This is a genomic window from Actinomadura sp. 6K520 (assembly GCF_004349245.1).
Lineage (GTDB): Bacteria > Actinomycetota > Actinomycetes > Streptosporangiales > Streptosporangiaceae > Spirillospora.
Genome location: NZ_SMLC01000006.1, coordinates 39,924 through 62,097 on the forward strand (window position 1 = coordinate 39,924; position 22,174 = coordinate 62,097).

At 67.9% G+C, this 22,174-nt stretch carries 12 protein-coding genes; 7 read left to right on the top strand and 5 right to left on the bottom strand.

What is annotated here, in order from left to right; genetic code table 11:
* Positions 1–29: 29 nt before the first annotated feature.
* The 3 genes from E1289_RS03330 to E1289_RS03340 are packed head-to-tail and all read left to right on the top strand — an operon-like array spanning position 30 to position 13,337.
* The gene (locus E1289_RS03330) at positions 30–6,302 is read left to right on the top strand and encodes a protein kinase (protein WP_243712580.1); all 6,273 of its coding nucleotides are present in this window, start codon (positions 30–32) and stop codon (positions 6,300–6,302) included.
* 31 nt (positions 6,303–6,333) lie between these two features.
* Entirely contained in the window at positions 6,334–9,231 is a 2,898-nt protein-coding gene (locus E1289_RS03335; protein WP_243712581.1) for a DEAD/DEAH box helicase, read from the top strand.
* Positions 9,231–13,337: a DNA methyltransferase gene (locus E1289_RS03340; protein ID WP_131975143.1), complete on the top strand. Its 4,107-nt coding sequence runs from the start codon at positions 9,231–9,233 to the stop codon at positions 13,335–13,337. Before E1289_RS03335 ends, E1289_RS03340 begins: the two co-directional genes overlap by 1 nt.
* Positions 13,338–13,396: 59 nt before the next feature.
* Here the strand turns inward: E1289_RS03340 and E1289_RS03345 are convergent, their stop codons facing one another.
* Positions 13,397–13,795, bottom strand: coding sequence for an ATP-binding protein (locus tag E1289_RS03345; RefSeq protein ID WP_131975145.1), 399 nt, complete (start codon positions 13,793–13,795; stop codon positions 13,397–13,399).
* 136 nt (positions 13,796–13,931) lie between these two features.
* Here E1289_RS03345 and E1289_RS03350 point away from each other — a divergent pair, with 136 nt between their 5' ends.
* Both E1289_RS03350 and E1289_RS03355 read left to right on the top strand, forming a co-directional pair.
* On the top strand, positions 13,932–14,741 hold the full coding sequence (locus E1289_RS03350) for a helix-turn-helix transcriptional regulator (protein ID WP_131975147.1): 810 nt from the start codon (positions 13,932–13,934) through the stop codon (positions 14,739–14,741).
* On the top strand, positions 14,732–14,917 hold the full coding sequence (locus E1289_RS03355; RefSeq protein WP_131975149.1) for a DUF397 domain-containing protein: 186 nt from the start codon (positions 14,732–14,734) through the stop codon (positions 14,915–14,917). The genes E1289_RS03350 and E1289_RS03355 overlap by 10 nt, the downstream gene beginning before the upstream one ends.
* A 177-nt stretch (positions 14,918–15,094) precedes the next feature.
* On the opposite strand, the gene E1289_RS03360 is transcribed toward E1289_RS03355, so the two are convergent.
* The 3 genes from E1289_RS03360 to E1289_RS03365 are packed head-to-tail and all read right to left on the bottom strand — an operon-like array spanning position 15,095 to position 17,294.
* Positions 15,095–15,775, bottom strand: coding sequence for a dihydrofolate reductase family protein (locus E1289_RS03360; protein ID WP_131975151.1), 681 nt, complete (start codon positions 15,773–15,775; stop codon positions 15,095–15,097).
* A complete protein-coding gene (locus E1289_RS37945) occupies positions 15,768–15,935 on the bottom strand; it encodes a hypothetical protein (protein WP_165970318.1) in 168 nt (55 codons plus the stop codon). Before E1289_RS37945 ends, E1289_RS03360 begins: the two co-directional genes overlap by 8 nt.
* A gap of 54 nt (positions 15,936–15,989) precedes the next feature.
* Positions 15,990–17,294: a helix-turn-helix transcriptional regulator gene (locus E1289_RS03365; RefSeq protein ID WP_131975153.1), complete on the bottom strand. Its 1,305-nt coding sequence runs from the start codon at positions 17,292–17,294 to the stop codon at positions 15,990–15,992.
* Between the two features lie 197 nt (positions 17,295–17,491).
* On the opposite strand from E1289_RS03365, the gene E1289_RS37950 reads away from it, so the two are divergent.
* Positions 17,492–17,644, top strand: a complete 153-nt coding sequence (locus E1289_RS37950) for a hypothetical protein (protein ID WP_165970319.1) — start codon at positions 17,492–17,494, stop codon at positions 17,642–17,644.
* 60 nt (positions 17,645–17,704) lie between these two features.
* Positions 17,705–19,573: an asparagine synthase-related protein gene (locus tag E1289_RS03370; RefSeq protein ID WP_243712583.1), complete on the top strand. Its 1,869-nt coding sequence runs from the start codon at positions 17,705–17,707 to the stop codon at positions 19,571–19,573.
* Positions 19,574–20,293: 720 nt separating this feature from the next.
* On the opposite strand, the gene E1289_RS03380 is transcribed toward E1289_RS03370, so the two are convergent.
* Positions 20,294–20,782 (bottom strand): helix-turn-helix domain-containing protein, encoded by a 489-nt coding sequence (locus E1289_RS03380; protein ID WP_165970320.1) that lies wholly within the window; start codon positions 20,780–20,782, stop codon positions 20,294–20,296.
* Between the last annotated feature and the right edge of the window lie 1,392 nt (positions 20,783–22,174).

The window sequence follows — 22,174 nt, forward strand, 5'->3', positions numbered from 1 at the left end:
CGGGCGATCGGGAAGATGAAGGTGTGGCTGTGACTGTCGACCGCATCGCGAACCGGTTCCGTATGACGGGGCCGCTGGGCAAGGGAAACATGGGCGAGGTCCACCGGGCCGTGGACCTCCAGGCCGGCGACGGCGATCGGGACCGCGAGGTCGCGGTGAAGGTGATCCTGCGCAGCCGAACGGGCGTGGCCATCGATTCACAGGCCGATGTGAAGGCCGTCCAGCGGTTCGAGCGCGAGGTGCGCATCATGCGGCGCCTGAACGAGCATCCGAACCTCCCACGCATCATCGAGGGCGGTCTCAACGAAGGCGACGGCCTGCCGTTCATCGCGATGGAGCTTCTCAAAGGCCACACGTTGCAGGTGCTGACCGGTGAGCAGCCTCAGCTTCCGGCGGCGTGGGCCGCGGCCCTGGGAGCGCAGATCGCTGACGGCCTCTCGGCCGCGCACCGGGCAGGCATCGTGCACCGCGACCTCAAGCCCGCGAACGTGATGCTTCTCCCGGGCGGGAACGTGAAGGTCCTCGACTTCGGCATGGGCCGGATCATCGACGACGCCGAAGCCAGCCGTGTGACGAGCACCGGTGTCACTGTGGGCACCGCTCGCTACATGGCTCCTGAGCAGTTCCTCAACGCGGCGGTGACGCAGGCGGCCGACCTGTACGCCCTCGGCTGCATGCTGTACGAACTGCTGGCGGGCGCCCCGCCGTTCGTGAGTGCGAGCGCACTCGAACTGGGGCAGAAGCATCGCGACGAGGCCCCGGCTCCGCTGCGGCTGCTGCGTTCGGACGTCCCCGAGGACATGGCCCGGCTGATCGAGCGGCTGCTCAGCAAGCTGCCCGCGGACCGGCCGGCCGACGCCGTGGCGGTCCGCGACACGCTGCTGCCCTTCGCCAAGGGCGGGGCGGCGGTCGAGGACTGGGAGAGCTACGATCCGGTCCGCTACCTCGCGTCGGCCGAGGAGGCGCCCGCGCCGCCGCCGGCTCCGGTGCTGGAGAAGGCGCGCCCGGCGGCGGGTTCGGTGATGGACGTGTTCGGGTTGCACCGGCAGCTCATCAAGGACTACCGGGAGTTCACCGAGGGCGGGACGATCATCCGCGACGACCGCGTCGCCGCGTACGTCGAGAGCACCCTGGACGACAAGTCCCAGTGGCCGGACCCGTGGGTCTCGCTGAACCCGTTCTTCGCGGTCGGCGGCACCGTCTCGGAGCTGAGCGGCCCCGGCAGGCTCCTCCATGAGGAGTGCGCCCGGATCTTCCAGGCCGGCAAGACCCGGCACGGCACACAGCCCAACGGGCGCCCGCTGACCCTCCACCGCCATCAACTGGAGGCGATCGAGGCGGCCGAGCGGAAGAAGTCCTACGTCCTGACGACCGGCACCGGCTCCGGGAAGTCGCTGTCGTACATCGTGCCCATCGTCGACCGGGTGCTGCGCGAGCGCGAGGCCACGCCTGCCAAACGCGTCCGGGCGATCATCGTCTATCCGATGAACGCACTGGTCAACAGCCAGCTCAACGAGCTGGAGAAGTACCTGCAGGACGGTTACGGGGTGGGCCGCGAGCCGGTCACCTTCGCCCGTTACACGGGGCAGGAGGACACCGAGCGCCGCAAGGAGATCCGCGACAATCCGCCGGACATCCTGCTGACGAACTACGTGATGCTGGAGCTGATGCTCACCCGCCCGGACGATCGCAGGTCGCTGATCCGGATGGCGAAGGGCCTGGACTTCCTGGTCTTCGACGAGCTGCACACCTATCGGGGCCGCCAGGGCGCGGACGTGGCGCTGCTCATCCGGCGGGTGCGCGAGGCGTGCCAGGCGGAGGACCTGCAGTGCGTCGGCACGTCCGCGACGATGTCGAGCGAGGGCACCTTCGAGGACCAGAAGAGAGAGGTCGCCCGCGTGGCCACCACCCTCTTCGGGACCGAGATCGACGAGCGCGACGTCATCGGGGAGACGCTGGTGCGCGCGACCGAGGAGGCCCCGGACACGGTGCCGGCGGAGCGGCTCCGGGCGTCCGCCGCTCCGCGCGCGTACGACGACCTGGTGCGGGATCCGCTGGCCCGCTGGATCGAGACGCGGTTCGGGCTCGTCGAGGACCCGACCGGGCGCCTGGTCCGGCAGCACCCCGCGAAGATCGAGGAGGCCGCCGCTCACCTCGCCGGTCAGTCCGGTGTTCCCGCGGACGTGTGCGCGCAGGCGATTCGCAGCACCCTGGAGGCCGGCTCGGAGGCCCGGCACTCGGTGACCGGACGTCCCCTGTTCGCGTTCCGGCTGCACCAGTTCCTGTCCAAGGGCGACACGGTCTACGTCACCCTGGAGGACCCGTCGTCGCGCGAGCTCACCCGCGACTACCAGCTCGTCCAGCCGGGGTCGGACGGCAAGATCCTGCTGCCGCTGGCGTTCTGCCGGGAGTGCGGCCAGGAGTACCTGACCGTGTGGCGGACCGACAAGGACGGCATGGTCCGCTACGAGCCGCGCCGCGACACCGCGGCGTCGGGCGGCCGTGAAGGCGACGGCTACCTCTACGTCGACTCCGGCCGGCCCTGGCCGCTGACCGTCGAGGAGGCGATCAGCGACCGCCGCCTGCCGGAGGCGTGGCTGGAGGCGGACGACACCGGACAGGAGGTCGTGCGCGCCAACCACCGCTCGAAGCTCCCCGTCCCCGTCCGCGTCGATCCCTACGGTGTCGAGGGGCACGGCGAGCTGGACGCCGCCTTCATCCCGGCGCCGTTCCGGTTCTGCCTGCACTGCGGGGTGAGCTATGAGCAGGTCCGCGGCAAGGACTTCGCCAAGCTGGCGACGCTCGACCAGGAGGGACGTTCCTCGGCGACGTCGCTGGTGTCGGCGTCGATCATCCGTTTCCTGCGGGCGGTGCCGGAGGGCTCACTCGTCAAGGAGGCCCGCAAGCTGCTCACCTTCGTCGACAACCGCCAGGACGCGTCCCTGCAGGCCGGCCACTTCAACGACTTCGTCCAGATCACCCAGCTTCGCGGCGCGCTCTACCGGGCGGCGGTCGAGGCCGGCGACGAGGGCATCAACCATGAAGACCTCGCGTCCAAGGTCGTCGGCGCCCTCGGCCTGGACGTCACCGACTACACCGGCTCGTCCGACCTCCCCCCGTCCATGGCCCGGAACGCGGCGCGGACGCTGCGGGACGTGGTCGCGTTCCAGCTCTACCTAGACCTGGAGCGCGGCTGGCGCGTCACCATGCCCAACCTGGAGCAGACGGGCCTGCTGAAGATCGACTACGAGGACCTCGGCTGGCTGGCCGCCAAGGAGGACCGCTGGGAGACGACGCATCGGGCGCTGCGCGAGGCCGAGCCGGGCCGCCGCGCCGAGATCATGCGGGCGCTGCTGGACGAGATGCGCCGCTCCCTCGCCATCGACGTCCAGTACTTCCGGGACGACTTCGACAGCCTCCGCCGCGCCAGCGAGGAGCGGCTCGTCGACCCGTGGGTCCTGTCGAGGGGCGATGAGCCGAAGGTCGGCACCGCCTACCCGCAGGGTTCCCGCCCCGGCATCGACCGTTCGGGCCTGTTCCTGTCGGGCCGCGGCAAGTTCGGCAAGTATCTGCGCCGCGTGCATTTCAGCGACCTGTCGGTGGTCGACGCGCAGCAGCTCATCGAGGAGCTGCTCAAGGTCCTGAGCAAGGCGAACCTGGTCAAGGAGGTGTCGGTGACGCCCGGGTGGGCCAGGCGCGGCCGCCGTCCCACCGGCCCGGCCGTGACCGGCTACCGGGTCTCGGCGGCGTGCCTGGTGTGGCGGGCCGGGACGGGCGAGGTCGGTGCCCACGATCCGCTCACCCGCACCTACGCCAGCGGCGACGGTCCCCGCGTGAACGTCTTCTTCCGGGATCTGTACCGCAACACCGCCGCGGAGCTCGGCGGGCTCATCGCCCGCGAGCACACGGCCCAGGTCGATCCGGAGGAACGGCGCAATCGCGAGGAGGCGTTCAGCGAGGCGAAGCTAAAGCTGCTGTACTGCTCGCCCACGATGGAGCTGGGCGTCGACATCAGCGCCCTCAACGCGGTGATGATGCGCAACGTGCCGCCGACGCCCGCGAACTACGCCCAGCGCAGCGGCCGGGCGGGACGGTCGGGCCAGCCGGCGCTCGTCACCACCTACTGCGCGACCGGCAACAGCCACGACCAGTACTACTTCCGGCGGTCCGCGCGGATGGTGGCGGGCGCGGTCGCGCCGCCGCGGCTCGACCTGGCGAACGAGGATCTCGTCCGGTCGCACATCCACGCGATCTGGCTCGCCGAGACGGGCCTGGAGCTGCACAACAACATTCCCGCGATCATCGATATCGGCTACGACGAGGACGCCCGCCGCCCCGACCCGCCGCTGCCCTTGCACGACAACGTCTTCCAGGCGATTCACGACGAGGCAGCGCAGAGACGTGCCGCGCGGGCCGCGAAACAGGTGTTCGACGGGCTCCTGGACGACTTCGCCGCCACGGTCTGGTGGGAGGACGACTGGATCGAGAAGACGGTCAAGGGCGCCCCCGACCGTTTCAACCGCGCCTTCGACCGCTGGCGGAGGCTGTTCACGGCGGCGCTGGTGGATCAGGCGGAGCAGAACCGCCGCGTCCTGGACACCACGCTCTCCGACCGCGACAACAAGATCGCCGTCGGCAGGCGGCGAGAGGCGGAGACGCAGCTCGACCTGCTGAAGAACCAGTCGGCGGAGAGCCGCTCGGTCCTGTCGGACTTCGGCCCGCACCGGTACCTGGCCAGCGAGGGGTTCCTGCCGGGCTACTCGTTCCCGCGCCTGCCGCTGGCCGCCTACATCAACATCCAGGACCGGCGTTTCGCGGACGGCGACTACCTGCAGCGCCCCCGGTTCCTGGCGATCCGCGAGTTCGGGCCGGGTGCGCTGATCTACCACGAGGGCGCCCGCTACCAGGTCACCCGCATCCAGCTCCCGCCGGGCGGGACCGGGGACGTCGTCACCTCCGAGGCCCGCCGCTGCGCCGCCTGCGGCTACCACCACGACTCCGCTCACAAGGCCGACCTCTGCGAGATGTGCAAGGAGCCGCTGCCCGAGGCCAAGTACGGGCTGCTGCAGATGCACACCGTCTACACCAAGCCCCGCGCGCGGATCTCCTCCGACGAGGAGGAGCGCCGCAGGGCGGGCTTCCGTCTCGTCACGTCGTACCGGTTCACCGACCACGGCGCCCGGCCGGGCCGCCAGGACGCCGCGGTGACCGACGCCGAGGGGAGCATCGCCACCCTGTCCTTCGGCGATTCCGCGACGGTCCGGATCACGAACCTGGGCCGGCTGCGCGCCAAGGACGGCGAGCCGGACGGCTTCTGGCTCGATCCCGCGACCGGCGAGTGGATGACCGAGAAGGCCGCCTCGGAGGCGTCCGGCGACTCCAGCGAGATGCCGGTCGTCGACGCGGACGGCAACGAGAAGAAGCACAAGAAGCGCGTCATCCCGTACGTGGAGGACCGCCGCAACATCCTCGTCGCCCAGCTCGCCCAGCCGCTGGAGGAGCCGGTCGCACTGTCATTGATGTACGCGCTCGAACGCGGGATCGAGGCGGCGTTCGAGCTGGAGGACTCGGAGCTGTCGAGCGAGCTGCTGCCGCCCGACGAAGGCGCCCGCGACCGGATGCTGTTCACCGAGGCGGCCGAGGGCGGCGCCGGCGTGCTGCGATTGATGCAGTCGCTTCCGGGCGCGCTCGCGAAGGCGGCGAAGACGGCCCTGGAGATCTGCCACTTCGACGAGAACGGCGACGACCTCGGCGGTCCGCTATCGGGCCGTTCCGGGGGGCGTGGGGGGTCGTCCCCCCACAAGGAACCCGACCGGCCCTGCGCCCGGGGCTGCTACGACTGCCTGCTCACCTACGGCAACCAGCTCGACCACGGGTCGATCGACCGGCACTCCATCAAGGACATCCTTGTGCGCCTGTCCCGCGCGAAGACCACCGCGACCGGACGCGGCGAGTCCCGCACCGAGCAGCAGAAGCGCCTGTCCGGCCAGTCCGACAGCTCGCTCGAGAAGCGGTTCGTCGCCTGGCTGAAGGAGCGCGGCCTGCGGATGCCCGACGAGGCGCAGACGTACGTCGCCGACGCGCAGGCCCGCCCCGACTTCGTGTACCGGCTGCCGGGCGTGCCGCTCGCGGTGTTCGTGGACGGTCCCGTCCACGAACACGCCAACATCAAGGAACGCGACCGCCGGGCGGAGCAGCGGCTGGACAACCAGGGCTGGGAAGTGATCCGGTTCCCCTACGACGCCGACTGGGACGCGATCGTCGCCGAGACCCCCGGCTATTTCGGCGCCTCTCCCCGATGACAACCACCGAGCACGACGACGCGAGGGTCTTTTGACGACGACCGACTACACCCCCGGTTCCCTGGTCTCGGTCCGCGACCGCGAATGGGTCGTGCTGCCCGAAAGCGAACCGGACATGCTGGTGCTGCGCCCGCTCGGCGGCGCCGACGACGACATCGCCGCGGTGTTCCCGGCGTTCGAGGACGTCCGGGGAGCGGAGTTCGCGGCGCCGTCACCGCAGGACCTCGGTGACTCACGCGCGGCGGGCCTGCTGCGCAGCGCGCTCTGCATCGGGTTCCGGTCGGGCGCGGGCCCGTTCCGGTCGCTGGCGGGGATCGCGGTGGAGCCGCGCGCCTACCAGCTCGTCCCGCTGATGATGGCGCTGCGGCAGAAGACCGTCCGGATGCTGATCGCCGATGACGTCGGCATCGGCAAGACCGTCGAGGCCGGTCTGATCGCGAGCGAGCTGCTGGCGCAGGGGGAGGCGAAGAAGCTGGCGGTGCTGTGCTCCCCGGCGCTGGCCGAGCAGTGGCAGGAGGAGCTTCGCACCAAGTTCGGCATCGACGCCGAGCTGGTCCTGTCCTCGACGGTCACCCGGCTCGAACGGGACCTCGACATGGGCCAGTCCCTGTTCGACAAGCACGACCACGTGATCGTGTCCACGGACTTCATCAAGTCGCACCGGCACCGCGACGACTTCGTCCGCCGCTGCCCTGACCTGGTCATCGTGGACGAGGCGCACACCTGCGTCGCCGCCGACGACCGGGCCTCCCAGCAGAGCCAGCGCCGCCACGAGCTGCTCCAGCGCATCGCCGATCCCAAAAAGGACCGGCACCTGCTGCTCGTGACGGCGACCCCGCACAGCGGCAAGGAGGCCGCGTTCCGCAACCTGCTCGGCCTGCTGAAGCCCGAGTTCGCCGACCTGGACATGAACAGCGGCCCCGACCGCGCACGCCTCGCCCTGCACTTCGTCCAGCGGCGCCGCGCCGACATCCGCAAGTACCTCGACGAGGAGACGGAGTTCCCCGCCGACCGGTTCTTCAAGGACGAGACCTACAAGCTGTCGCCTGCCTACCGGTCGCTGCTGGAGGACGCGATCGGCTACGCGAGCGAGCGGGTGACCGTCGCCGGGGAGCAGGGCCGGCGCGAGGCCCGGATCGCCTGGTGGTCGGCCATCGCACTCCTCCGCTCACTGGTGTCGTCCCCGCGTGCCGCCGCGCAGACGCTGCGGACCCGGTCGGCCGCCGCGTCCGCCGCCACCGCGGAGGAGGCCGACGAGCTGGGCGCACCGCTGACCCGCGACTCCGCCGACAGCGACGCCCTCGAAGGCTTGGACGTCGCGCCCGGCGCGGAGACCGACGACGCGGGGGCCAGGCTCGCCGCGCTCGCCGACCGCGCCGCCGAGCTGGAGGGCCCGGACGCGGACCTGAAGTTGAAAGCCCTGGTCAAGCACCTGAAGGCCCTGATCAAGGACGGCTACGACCCGATCGTCTTCTGCCGCTACATCCCGACCGCCGAGTACGTCGCCGACCACCTCACCGGAAAGCTCGGCCGCAAGACGGTCGTCAAGGCCGTGACGGGCACACTGTCCCCGCAGCAGCGCATCCAGCGCATCGAGGAGCTCGCCGAGGAGACGGCCGACGACCCGGGCGCCCACCGCGTCCTCGTCGCGACCGACTGCCTGTCGGAGGGCGTCAACCTGCAACACCACTTCGACGCCGTCGTCCATTACGACCTCGCCTGGAACCCGGCCCGGCACGACCAGCGCGAAGGACGCGTCGACCGCTACGGCCAGAAGCGCGCCGAGGTCAAGGTCATCACCCTGTACGGCAGTGACAACGGCATCGACGGCAAGGTCCTCGAAGTCCTGATCCGCAAGCACCGGCAGATCCGCAGGGACCTCGGCATCTCCGTGTCCGTCCCGGACGAGGCGTCGTCGGGCGTGACGGACGCGATCGTCGAGTGGCTGCTGATGCGCAGCGAGCGCGGGGAGCAGGAGGCGCTGTTCGGCGCCGAGGACGTCATGGCCGTCAGCGAGAAGGCCGCCGAGCTGGAACAGGAGTGGAACTCCACCGCCGAGCGCGAGAAGGCGTCCCGCTCCCGGTTCGCGCAGCACACGATCCGTCCCGAAGAGGTCAAGGTCGAGGTCGATGCCGTCCGGGACGCGCTCGGCGACTCCGGCGACATCCGCGACTTCGTCCGCCGCTCCCTCACCGCCCTGGACGGCGTCCTGTACGAGGGCGGCGACGCCCCCGGGGACTTCTCCGCCGACGTGAGCGGCAGCCCGGTCGGCCTCCGTGACGTGCTGGCGCCGATGCTCGGCGGCGGGATCGTCGAGAGCGGCAAGCGGGTCCCGTTCCGCACCGTCTCGGCGGTGACTCGCGGCGAGGCGGCGCTCGTCCGCACGGACCCGGTCGTCGGCGCGCTCGCCGGCCACCTCCTCAACGCCGCGCTCGACGCCCAGACCGACGGTCCCCGCCCGGCCCGCCGCTGCGGCGTCATCCGGACGAAGGCGGTCGCCACCCGGACGACGCTGCTGCTCGTCCGCTACCGGTTCCACCTGACGCTGCCGTCCCGTGTCGGCGAGCGGCAGCTCGTCGCCGAGGACGCCCGGCTCCTCGCCTTCGAGGGCGCACCCGCCGACGCGGCCTGGCTGGCGTCTGAAGATGCCGCGCGCCTGCTGCACGCCACCGCCGACGAGAACACCGACCCCACCTTCGGAGAGCGGACGATGAAACGGCTCCTGGACGCCCTGCCCGACGCCACGGAGCACCTCGACGAGTACGGCGATCGGCTCGCCGCCGAACTCCGCGAGTCGCACCGCCGCGTCCGCAGCGCCGCCGGCGAGATCATCCGGGGCGTGGACGTGAAGGCGCAGAAGCCCGCCGACGTCCTCGGCGCCTACGTGTACCTGCCCGTGACCGGTGCCGTCTCCGGAGGTGCCGCCTGATGTCCGCCACCGCCCGCACCCAGATTTTCTCGGCCGTCCACACCATCGGCGGCCTCCTCCCCGCCGACATGCTCGTCAGGATTTCCGAGGGGAAGGACGTCGCGGGCTCCAAGCCCGCCGACTACGACATCTTCGGCTCCCGTTCTGTTCGAGACGAGGCCGAACGCCACTGGGACTACCTCAAGTCGGTGTGGAAGGAGCTGCGCGACAAGCTGCCCGTCGCGCCGGAGGCGGAGACCCCCGCCGACCCCACCGGCCTCGCGATCCGCCAGTGGCTGGAGCCGCTGTTCGCCGAGCTGAGCTTCGGCCGCCTCACAGCCCTCGGCACGTCCGGCATCCAGGCCGACGACGACACCAAGACGTTCGCGATCAGCCACCTGTGGACGCACGTCCCGATCCACCTGGCTTCGTGGAACACCCGGCTCGACGCCCGCCCCGGCGGCCCCGGCACCATCCCGCCGCAGTCGCTGATGCAGGAGTGCCTGAACCGCACCGAAGCCCACCTGTGGGCCGTGCTGACGAATGGACGCCAGCTCAGGCTGCTGCGCGACTCCAGCGCCCTCGCCACCGCCGCCTACGTCGAATTCGACCTTGAGGCCATTTTCGATGGGGAGCTGTTCAGCGAGTTCGTACTGCTGTACCGCCTCCTGCACGCCTCCCGCTTCGCCGTCGAAGAGGGCGCGGCCCCCTCAACCTGCTGGCTGGAGAAGTGGCGGACGGACGCCATCGACTCCGGCACCCGCGCCCTCGAACACCACCGCGATGGCGTGCAGAAGGCCATCACCGCGCTCGGGACAGGCTTCCTGAAGCACCCCGCCAATAATGAACTGCTGCGCGACCTGGACGTGCACACCTTCCATGGCGCACTGCTCCGCCTCGCCTACCGGCTGATCTTCCTCTTCGTCGCCGAGGACCGCGACGTCCTACACCCGAAGGACACGCCGGACGAAGTCCGCGAGCGGTACCGGAAGTACTTCTCGTCGGCGCGGCTCCGGCAGCAGGCGATGCGGCGGCGCGGCACCGCGCATACCGACCTCTACCAGGCGCTCAAGATCGTGCTGGACGCCCTCGGCGATGAGAACGGACGCCCCGAACTCGGCATCCCCGGACTCGGCGGCCTCTACGACGACGCCCCCGCCGACGCCCCGCTGCACGGGCTTGTCCTGTCGAACGTTTACCTGCTGGAGGCCGTCCGCCACCTGTCCCGCATTCACGACGGCGACACGCGGCGCTGGCGCCAGGTCGACTACCGGAACATGGGCTCGGAGGAACTCGGCTCCATCTACGAGTCGCTCCTCGAACTCGTCCCCAAGCACAGCGCCGTGGAGCGGACGTTCGAGCTGATCGACCGGCTCGGCAACGACCGCAAGAAGACCGGTTCGTACTACACCCCGAGTTCCCTGATCGAGACACTGCTCGACTCCACGCTCGACCCGGTCATCGACGACGCCCAGAAGCGCGGCGAGGAGAAGGCCGCCGCAGCCGGCGAACCCGACTCGACCGAGGCGATCGTCTCCGAGCTGCTGACCCTGACCGTCTGCGACCCGGCCTGCGGCTCTGGACACTTCCTGGTCGCCTCCGCCCGCCGCATCGCCAAGCGCGTCGCGGCCGTCCGCGAAAGCAACCCCGAACCGACGTTGGACGCGGTACGCCACGCACTGCACGAGGTCATCGGACGCTGCGTGTACGGGGTCGACCTCAACCCGATGGCCGTCGAGCTGGCCAAGGTGTCGCTGTGGCTGGAGGCCCTCGAGCCCGGCAAGCCCCTCGGGTTCTTGGACGCCCACATCAAACTCGGCAACGGCCTCGTCGGCGCAACCCCTGTCCTGCTGAAGGGCGGGATTCCTACGAAGACGTTCAAGCCGGTCGAGGGTGACGACGCTTCATACGCCAACTTCTTGGCCAAGCAGAACGACAAGGAGCGCCGCGGACAGGGCGGCCTGTTCGACCTGTTCGAGGAGGCGAAGGTCGCCAACACCGCCTTCGCCGAGACCCTGCGCCGCATCACCGCGGCCCCTTCCAACACACTTCGGGACGTCCACCGCCAGGCCGATGCGTACGAGGAGTGGAAGTCTTCCGCCGAGTACGCCCACGCCGTGCACGTGGCGGACGCCTGGTGCGCCGCATTCATGTGGCACAAGACCAAAGACGCCCCGACGCCGATCACACACGACGTCTTCCGCACCCTCCAGGACCCGAACGCAACGGCTGCCGGTCAGGACGTCCACGACGAGATCGTGCGGCTGAGCGAGCAGTACCGCTTCTTCCACTGGCACCTGGAGTTTCCAGAAATCTTCACCGTCCCGGACGACGGGTCGGACGCGGACATCGACCCAGGTACCGGCTGGGCAGGCGGCTTCGCGTGCGTGCTCGGCAACCCGCCGTGGGACAAACTCGAGTTCGAGGACAAGAAGTACTTCAGTGTAGTGGACCCAAAGATCGCTACAATCTCCGGAGCTGCTCGAAAAGATGCCATCGCAAACTGGGAGCGCGAAAATCCGGAGGCTGGCGCCCAGTACTGGGCCGAGCGACGCAAGGTCAAGTCGACCTTCCACTTCACTAGCAAATCTGGCGCTTTTCCATTCTGCCAGAAGGGCCTCAGTTCCAAGGGGGTGAACTCCCTCTTCTTGGAGCACCTTTTCCCCGAACGATTCGCGGCGATCATCGACTCCAAGGGCCGCTTTGGCGGCATCATTCCAACGACGATCGCGACGGGCGCTGGCGCGCAACATCTCTTCAGTTCCTTTGCCAGCCGTGGGGCGATCAACCTTCTTTATGACTTCGAGAATCGCAAAAAGCTGTTCCTTGGAGTTGATTCGCGACAGAAATTCTGCCTGCTATCACTAGCCGGGCGGGAGATGAGCGAGCCTTCAGCTAGATTTGCCTTCTACCTCCAGGATCCAACAGAAATCGATGATACCGGACGCATCTTTAGGCTTACTCCAGAGGAAATTTCTCTAATTAATCCCAATACCGGAAACCTTCCCATCTTTCGGTCGCGACACGATGCCGACCTAACGGCAGCAATCCACCGCCGCATCCCCGTACTCTGGAACGAGAAAGCGAAGGATGGAAATTCCTGGAACCTTTCGTTCAGAAATCTCTTCAACATCACCGATGACTCGGACCTGTTCCAGACGAGAGAACAACTCGAAGGTGACAACTGGGAGCGTCACGGCAACATCTTCGTCAGCGACGAAGAGCGAATGCTCCCCCTGTATGAAGGGAAAACCGCACACCTATTCGATCATCGATGGAACTCCTACTTCGGCACTGGAGACGAGGACCGGCGCCGCCTAGACGTCGCCGAGAAGCAAGACCCATCAGTACTAGCAGAACCGCGATATTGGGTCCTCGATAAAGGCTTGATATCGACCGTCAGAAAAGGAAAGCAAGTCGAGGTCCGCGGTGTCGCCGAACGACTGAAGAAGCTAGCTTGGGAGCACGATTGGTTGTGCGGGTGGCGTGACGTTGCCCGCACCACGGATGAGCGAACGGCCATCCCAGCCTTCATCCCACGTAATGCAGTAAGCGACAAGTTCCCGCTCATGCTGCCCAGGGCCAGCGTCGATTTGATCGCGGCACTAATTGCAACCCAGAGTTCTCTGGTCTTCGACTTCGTCAGCCGCCAAAAGGTGGGCGGCGCCAACATGGCCCTTTTCGTGTGGAAGCAGCTTCCCGTTCCCACACCTCGTGACCTAGCCCCGCACAGGAACTTCCTGACTCCGCGAACGCTTGAGCTGGTCTACACAGCCCACGACATGACCTCACTAGCTCACGACCTCGGCGACTCCGGGGAGCCGTTCCGGTGGGATGAGGAGCGGCGGGCTCAGATTCGCGCCGAGATGGATGCCTACTTCTTCCACCTCTACGGCATCAACCGGGAGGACACCGACTACATCCTGGAGACGTTCCAGACGGAGACCGGCGGGCTGAAGAACAACGAGATCGCCAAGTACGGGACGTACCGCACGAAGGAGCTTGTGCTCGCTGAGTACGACCGGATGGCCGCTGTGGGCGTTGATCTCGACAAGCCGTTGGTGGATGGGGAGAACTACACGTCCACGCTGAACCCACCGCCGGGGCATGGGCTTCGGCACGGGTAACCGACGTCATCGGTAGGTAGCGGAGGGGCGGACGGGAGGGAACGCCCCTCCGCTGGTCTTCATGCGCGGTCGATTACCGCGAAGACGACCTTGCCGACGTTGTCTGCGAGGGCGCGGATGCCCCAGCAGCGGGCGTACTGGTCGACGATGAACAGGCCGCGGCCCGTCTCGCTGTCCGCGTCGGCCGCAAGCAGGTGCGGGAGACCGCAGGCGGCGTCTTGGACCTCCATCCACAGGGCGTCGTCTTCGGTGCGGCTCAACCGCAGGATCACGTCGCCTTCCGCCGTGGACGTCGCGTGCTGGAGGGCGTTGGTGACCAGCTCGCTGGCCACCAGGCACGGGACGAAGTCGTCCATGCCCCACTGGCCGGTGACCAGCCGCACGAACCGCCGCACCTCCGCGACGACCGCAAGGTCCTGCTTCACCACCATCTCGTTCTCCGTCGCCGCCTGCCCCATGACCTCTCCTCACTATGTGTGTCCTTCAGCACACATACAGCCACTTTCGGAGCTAGGATTCGCATGCCACAAGAAAGCAGTAGGTAGCGGCAGAGCATGAACGAGAGCGGTAAATGCCCCCCGGGAGGTAGGAACCATGCCCCCACGTCGTCAACGTCCCCGCGAATCCCCTGCGCTCGTAGCCTTCGGGCGCCAGATGCGACGGTTGCGCGAGGCCAAGGGCGTCAAGCAGGAGACCATCGCCCATCTCACAAAGGTGAGCGGCCCGCAGGTAAGCCGCATTGAAGGCGGGAAGAAGCGCGCCACGCGGTCCTTCGTGGTCGCCGTGGACGACTACCTGGAAGCGGGCGGCTCCCTCATCAGCCTGTGGGAGGACCTGAACAAGGACGGGCACCCGGTCCCGATCTGGTTCGATTGGCCGCAGGTAGAGGCTGATGCGGCCATGCTCGTCTGCTGGCAGCATTCCGTGATTCCCGGGCTGGCTCAGACCCCGGCCTATGCATTGGCGCTCCTACGCGGCAACCAAGATGCCGCAGACGCTCGCATCAGTCGCCAAGCCATCCTCACCGCGGACAAGGACTCCACTCCGCCGATCGTCGCGCTTCTGCTCGACGAACACGTCCTCCACAACCCTGTGGGGACGCCCGAGACCATGCGCGAACAACTCGAGCATCTCTTAGAGCTAAGTTTGTTGCCCAACGTCACGGTTCAAGTAGTGTTGTCCAGAGGTGAGCACGAGGGCGTCCTCGGCGCCTTTGTGGTCGCGACGATGGAGGATCGAAGCGAGATCGCGTACATCGAGACGGCGGTCCGAGGCATCACCACGGACAACCCGGCCGATCTGTCCAGCCTGGCGCGAACCCTGTTCGAGCTCCGTTCTCGAGCGCTCTCACAGGAGATGTCGCGCGAACTGATCCGAAAGGTCGTCGAAGAGAGATGGACCTGACACAAGTCAAGTGGCGCAAGAGCACACACAGCGGCCCCAACGGCGGTGAGTGCGTCGAGCTGGCGGACGTGGCCGGTGCGGTGGTGGCGGTGCGGGACAGCAAGGACCCAGACGGCCCCGTCCTCCTGCTGACCCGCGCGGCCCTGCGGACGGCCGTCCAGTCCGCCACGCACTGACCGTCCGGCACCAGCTACCCCGGCGGCCCCCGATCGGCCGAGTAGCGGTGAGTCGTCCCGTCCCCCGACCCGCCAGCCCGCCACACCAACTCCCTCGGCTACAGCCTGCGCCCGGCACCTACCACACAGGCAACTCTGGCCAAGCGGACGCGCCCGCTGACAAGCCCGACCACGCGGTCAGGAGCGTGTGAGGAGGTAGCGGGCGAGGATGACGTCGCCGATGGGACGGGTCTCTTCGAGCGTCATCCGGTTGCCGGGGTGGTGCGAAAACTCCCCCGTCCCGACGAAGCGCGGGGCGGCGGAGTCACCGACGAAGAAGGGGGCGATCACGAGCTGGAGCTCGTCGGCCAGTCCGGCGGTGAGGAACTGGGTGTGGACGGTGCCGCCGCCTTCGACCATCAACCGCTGAACCCCTCGGTCGGCAAGGTCGGCAAGCATGGTGTTGAGGTCGACGGGGTCCCCGGCGTCCACGACGGTGGCGACGCCGCCGAGGCGCTCACGGCAACTGTCGACCGCGCTGCTGGAGCAGTACACGATCTTCTCGACGCTACCGGCGGCGAAGAACTTCGCGCCGGGGTCGAGATCGCCGCGGGCTGTGAAGGTGACCTTGATCGGGCTCTCGGGCAAACCGCGAGCGACGCGGGCTTTGCGGTGCTCCTCCGCCCGGACGAGCAGGCGCGGGTTGTCTCGGCGGATGGTGTTGGCGCCGATGAGGATGGCGTCGCAGCCGGCCCGCACTTCGTCGACCCGGTCGAAGTCCTCGTCGTTGGACAGCAGAAGCCGCTCGGCGGTGGTGTCGTCGATATAGCCGTCGATCGAGGCCGCGCAGGACAACAGCACGTAGGGGCGTTCAGTCATTCGCTGCTCCAGAGTCGTTGTTGATCAAGTGCTCGACGATATGGACGAAGGCTTCACCGGGGTCGCTGCAGGCGTTGAGGGCGGCGAACCGCTCCTCGTCCAGCGAGGCACGGAGACGATGGTCGTGGGCCGCTTGGTGGTAGTGGCAGGGCCGCCTCATCGCCCCTACGAGGGCTCGCGCCCGTACAGGCACCGAGCGTCGGCTCGCTGATGATCAGAGGATCACGGCAAGTTCTCGTGCTCCTGGCACCCGTCGATGCCGCTCGACGAGTCCACTGGCCATCCGCCGGATGGAGGGGCGATCGCGCACTTCGCTTGGTGCCTGTTCGTAGGCCTCCAGGAGGCGGGCGATCGCTGGTTCGGGTCGGCCGCGCTGGACATAGGCCCTGGCCATGTCGGTGTGGAGCCTGGCTCGCCGCTCGGGGGTGGCGAACTGTTCCGGCCGGAGGTTCTGGCCGGCGGCCAGCGCCGCGCCTGCGTCACCGAGCCCCCAACGCACACCGACCTCATAGAGCGCGAGCTGTGGCAGGGTGATCTTGAATCGGTGCGCGGTGGTCGGGCGGGCCGGCATTCGGTCGGGGAGTCCCCGCGCGGCGCGTCGGGCCTCGGTGACCATGTCCAGCGCACCGTCTCGGTCGTCGGCCAGCGCAGCGTTGTAGGCGGTCGTGCACAACGTCTGGACGTAGGCCGCGGTCTGGGCCGGGGTTGTGAGCCTGGCGTGGTCCAGCCTCGCGACGGCTTGCATGGTGAGGCGCTGCGCCACCGCTTGACGGCCTTCATGCCGCAGCACGATCCCGAGCGAGCGCGCAGCGGCAGCCTGTGCGACCGGGTCTTCCGACCGCGCGGCGTACGTCATCGCCCGGTCTGCGGTGAGCCGCGACTGCGGGACAGCGCCGACCTTGTTGAGTGCCTCGGCCGCCATGTCGTAGACGGCGGCGACCAGCATCCATGTTGTCGGCTCGTCAGCGTCCTCGGCAGCGGTCTGGTGCGCCTTGGCCAGGAGCGCGGGCAGACCGTCCACCAGTTGGGTCAGGCGTCCGGCGTCAAAGAGCTGCCACGCCCGCCGAAGTTGTGCGGCGACCTGCGCGCGTGTCGCCGGGGACGCTGGCGCCGGGGTGAGCGCAAGGGCGTCATCCAACCGTGTCAGGGCTGCCACCGGGACAGCGGCCAGCCCCGCGGCGAGCAGGTTGCGACGGCGCATCGGATCCTCCTGGACCACGGGAGCCACTCTCGTGACCACCGTAGCCCCAGGCGGGCCGAGGACCCCCAGTAACGCGGCCAGAGTCTGGGCGGGCATCCCTAAGACACCCGCAACCTTCTTGACCTTCATCACGTCGAGCCCGGTGCTGCGCCTTTGCTCCAGACGGGAGATGGTGGCCGGCGAGTAGCCGGTGGCTCTGCCGAGGTCAACCTGGCGCCATCCGCGATGTTGGCGCGCCAGCCGGATCACCTGCCCCAGTTCCCCGGCATCGACCAGCGCCATGACCACAGCCGACCGCCAGAACGGGTCCGTCTGCATCGCCGCTCCTGGGGAGCACAGAGAGTCCAGGCCCCTACACGCTACGAGCTCAATGGGAAATTGCCCAGAGCCGCGTGCAGATTCTGCAAACGCGTGCCCGTGTTGCACACGATCCACCGTTCCCCGACTCGGCGGGGTGCCATAGCAGCGAGGCACTTGGCCTCATCTGTCATCCCCGACGAAAAAGGAGCAATGCCATGCCCACCACGTCGTGCGCCCCGGGTGCCGCGGCCCCCGACACGCTCGCGGGGCTGTTCGCCGACCCCGAGGCCTTCACCACCGTCCAGGCCAAGGAGTACACCAAGAAGGACGGTGACTCCGACCAGCCCAACAAGTACGACGAAATCTGATCAACCAGCGGGGGCGGGCCGTACGGCCCGTCCCCGCGCCGTAACAGGAGGGCACCGTCCATGTTCCGCTTCAGCCTCCACCGCCCCTTCGACCCGGCCGCGCTTCGCTGGCACTCAGCCAAGGGGAGTTGGCGACATGACTCCGAGTCCGGTCAAGGCCTGGGCTGGATCGAGCCGTTTACCCACCCGGCGCTCGAACATCAGTTGATCCTCGGGCCCGGCGGCCAGGGCTTCGTCATCAACCGCGAACGGCGACGCGGAGCCGCCCAGGTCAGCCGGGTTCACCGCGCCCGCGACGACACCGCCTATGCGCGACTGCGCGCGCAGGCGACCGCCTGGCCTCTGGGCTTCGTCCTGCTCGACCTCGATTCCTCAGCGGTCCGGATCACTGCCAGCGCTTGGGGCCTGGCACCGGTCCACCTCACCACCAGCCCAGAGGGCACGCTCCACGGCTCCTGGGACCTACTAGATCTCCTCGCCGCCACCACGGACCGTCTCAACCCAGTCGAGGTGGTGCGGTTCCTGACCTACACCCCCATCTATTCGTGCCACACCCTGCTCGCCGACGTGCAGACCGTCACCGAACGCGCCACCGCCACCTTCACTCGGCGGCCCGGCGGCACCGGGCGCCTCCGCATCGACTACCCCGAGCCCGGTCTGCACGCGCTGCCACGCCGCTTGCGCCGGGACGCCGATCCCGTCGCCGCATTCGAGGACCTGCTCGCCCACGTGATCGAACAGTGGGACTACTTTCCCGACACCACCGTCGCCGACCTGTCAGGCGGCATGGACTCCACCAACGTCGCGCTTACCCTCGCCCAGCTCCACCCCGGCCGTGTCACCACCGGCGCGATGCTCCTCGCCGGCCCCTACGGCCAGCAACAGACTCGCCGCCGCACACAGCTGCGACGCGCCGGGTTCGCCGGCGACCACCGACTGCAGATGGTCGACCATCTGCCCTTCGCCCCCGACGGCCCCCGCGCACGCGGGCACCGGTTCCACCCTCAAGAAGGCCCGTACGCCGAAGCCCGCAACCTGCTCCTGGACCGCTACGTCGCCGACGGCGCCCGCGTCGTCTTCACTGGCCTGGGCGGCGACGAAGTGATGAAGCTCCGCACCAACGAGGTCACTCGTTCCGGTGGTCGCCGACCGGAGCCGCCGCTTCGCATCGGTGACCACAATGAGCCGGTCTATCTCGGCGACCGGGGCCGCCGTCTGCTGGAGGCCCGCTACGACGACGCCGCACCGGTCGGCCCCACCCTGTGGTCCATCCTGGACGCCTACGCCGCCCTGTATCCGCACTACATGCGGCGCGGGCTGTGGCCGATCAACCCCCTGGCCGCCCCACAGATCGTCCGTCTCGCCGAGAGCCTGCCCGCGTCCTGGCGCACGAAGAAGCGGCTGTTTCGCGAGCGCCTCACACGTCTCGGCTTCTCGCAAGAGGTCGCCCATCCGCCGCTGCCGGAGAACTTCCAGCACATCCTGGACCTGGCGATGCGCCGCCACGGCGTTACGCTGCTCGAATCCCTACTCGACGACGGGTCACGGCTCGTCGCCGAGGGGTACCTGGATGCGGAGGAGTTGCGCCGCACCTGTAGGTGCTTCGCCGCCACCGGCCAGCGCACGTACGAGGTGTACCGGCCGCTGATACTGGAGGCGGGCCTGCGGTCGCTCAGCCACCCGCCCGGTCGCGGTCGGCACGGTCGCGGTCCGCACCTGCAGATCCGGCTGCCGCTCAGCGGGCCGGGACATGATGTAGCCGGTATGGCCTCGCCGCTCCACCTCCCGCAGCAACGTCCACCCCTGCACCCGGCAGTAGTAGTCGGCCAGCGCGGCATGGAACGCACCGCGCCGCACGTGCAACCGGCCCGTCCGGGCCGCGTGGTCCAACGCCCACCGTGCGATCGAATGCCCGAACCGGTTCGCTGACGGAAGGGTCCAGGTCGACGCGAGGAACACCGATGGCTGCTCCCGCTCGTGCTGAGTGAACGCCCAAGCCGGACATTCACTCAGCACGGTGGTGCATCCCACGACCGTCCCATCGGCCTCCAGCGCCCACACCGGCCACTCCGGCTCACCCACCTGATCAGCCAGCGTCTCCGCGATCCCTTCCGGCGCGCTCTGCCCACGCCCGCGCAGCCAGGCGACTCTCGCGGTCACCATCGCGCGAACCCCGTCCCGGTGCCGCGCGGAATCCGCCGGAAGCATCAACAGCATCAGCCCACTCCTCCCGCGCGGACCATCACCTTATGCTGTGGCGTTCTTGGACCCGCGGGATTCCGGCTTGAGCGGCGCCCTCTTTCCTCGACAGTCATGCAGCTTCTGCGAGATCCTCATCGCCCCTACGGGGCCGCAACCGGAAGGGTCCGCAAGTTGACTTACGGACCCCCACCTGTCCTCATCGTCCCCACGAGGGTCCCAATGCGGCGGACAGCCTTTCGATCACTCTGCGTATGCAGGGCCTGTACTTGCACTTCCGGCGCTTGGTGAGCACAGGGTGCGCACGAACTGTAATGGATCACCGTGGATGAGGGTGCATCGTGGGGACGCTGACCTGCGGAAACGTGAATTTGCCGGGATGGCGAATCATCACATAGCACGCCCGAAAAAGAACTGCTAATGCGGTTTGGGTGCAAGCCCATCCGGGGTTCAAATCCCCGATCCTCCGCCTCTGACCAGCGGTTTCCTTGATCTAGTTCGGGTCGAGGGAGCCGCTGGTTTCGCGTTGGGGGGCCGATGGGGGGCCGACGCGGCGGGGGACGCCCGCCAGATCCGCGAGATCGCTGACTGCGACATCCCGGTCGCCGCCGCCATCGACCGCGTCGACCAGTGCGTGTCGGCGCCGGGCGTCTCCTCCAGCGTCGCGGTGACCACCCGCTCGACCTGCTCATCGCTGATCACGCGGGGCCGGCCCGGACGCGGCTCATCGGTCAGGCCCTCCAGCCGATCGGACAGGAACCGCGACCGCCACTTCGACACCGTGTTACGCGAGGTCCCGGCCTGCTCCGCCACACGGGCGATCGTGCCGCCCTCGGCGCACAACAACACGATCCGCGCCCGCAACGCCAACGCCTGCGAGGTCTTGCGGCGACGCACCCACCCGGTCAGCACCGACCGCTCCTCCTCGGACAACACCACCGGTGCAACCTTCGGGCTCGGCATCCCCACAGCCTACCGACTAACAAAGAATTATTGACTCACAACACTAGCACATGTGGAGTGTGGTCGACTGGGTTATCACTTACCACCTTTGTATGCAGTATGTCTGCCTGAAGAGGCGGCATGGCTGTGCCCCACCTGGAGGGCGGCAGTGGCAACCACACTCATTGTGAGCAGCCCGCACACAGAGCGTCGTAGCTTCACGTATACCAACTTTTCGCTAGCGAACGAACTTCACCAAAGAAGTCGTGGGAGACTCGCAGTGTTGGGCGTTTCGATAGGTCGCTGACTTCTCGCCATTCAAGGCGAGATCTGGCCAAGAACGATTTCGACGTGATTCTTATATCTAGATCAACTCTCGTGATCAAGATCTTGACAGGAGAGTCAATCCGTGACACGGAGCTAGTGAAAATGCCGTCTGACCTGCACTTTGAGTGGTCGATGGCGGAACGTTCCTGTGGCCGCTTGCGGACACTATGGAGACAGTTGGACCGTGTCGACGATGTGCGGCAGCGCAACTCGAAGGCGTTGGATGGCGGACTGTCCGTGACGTTATGTGTGCAGAAACGGCGGAACACAGGGGACCAACCTCCACCCCAGAGCGAGATCCGGACCACCAGCCTGAGCGACACCACGAATAAACAAGCCGGTCAAGCCGCTACGTGGCCTGACCGGCACCTCGCAGATCGAGGTTAGAGGTGACCTAGCTTTTCGCAACGCCGGCTGATTGTCGGCATGGACATAAGGCGGTTGAAGGCGTCAGGTCTCGACAGCAGCAGAAGGCGGTCGGGCATTGGCGGTGCCGCCCTGTGTGGGGTGAACATGCCGTCAGCGGAGACCTCTGTGGACGCCTCAGGACTCGGCGACAGGGATAGTACGGTGAGCTGGCTCTTGCCCCGGTGTTGGAGTTCGCGGACGGTTTCGCTTCCGTCGTCGCAGGTGAGTCAGTCGCGCTCGCCCCGTGGCCATCTCCTTTGCGAGGTCCTCAAGGATCCAGCGCAGCGCGGATACGGCGTTCGAGTACCTCAAATACTTTGGGTTCTGGTTCGACTTTCGAGCTCGCACTCCTCACGCATCCGCCTGAGTTCATCGATCATGCTCTGCAGTCGCTCAAGGTCAGCCATAGCGAGGATCCTCGCCTGCCCGAATCGCCCCGGGCAAACGTCCGCTCATGCCGCCGAACCGGAACTCTCCCGGTCCGCCTGCGGTTCGCAGATTCTCAATCGGCGACAGAAGGCGCCCTGGCGATTACGGTTGGTGCCCATTTGGCGGATGGTCACCTGCCTTGGCGGTTGGTGAGCACAAGGTGCGCACCGAGCCGCCGACGTACTGGCCACAGGTCCTCCATCGCCGTACGGCAGCGATCGACCT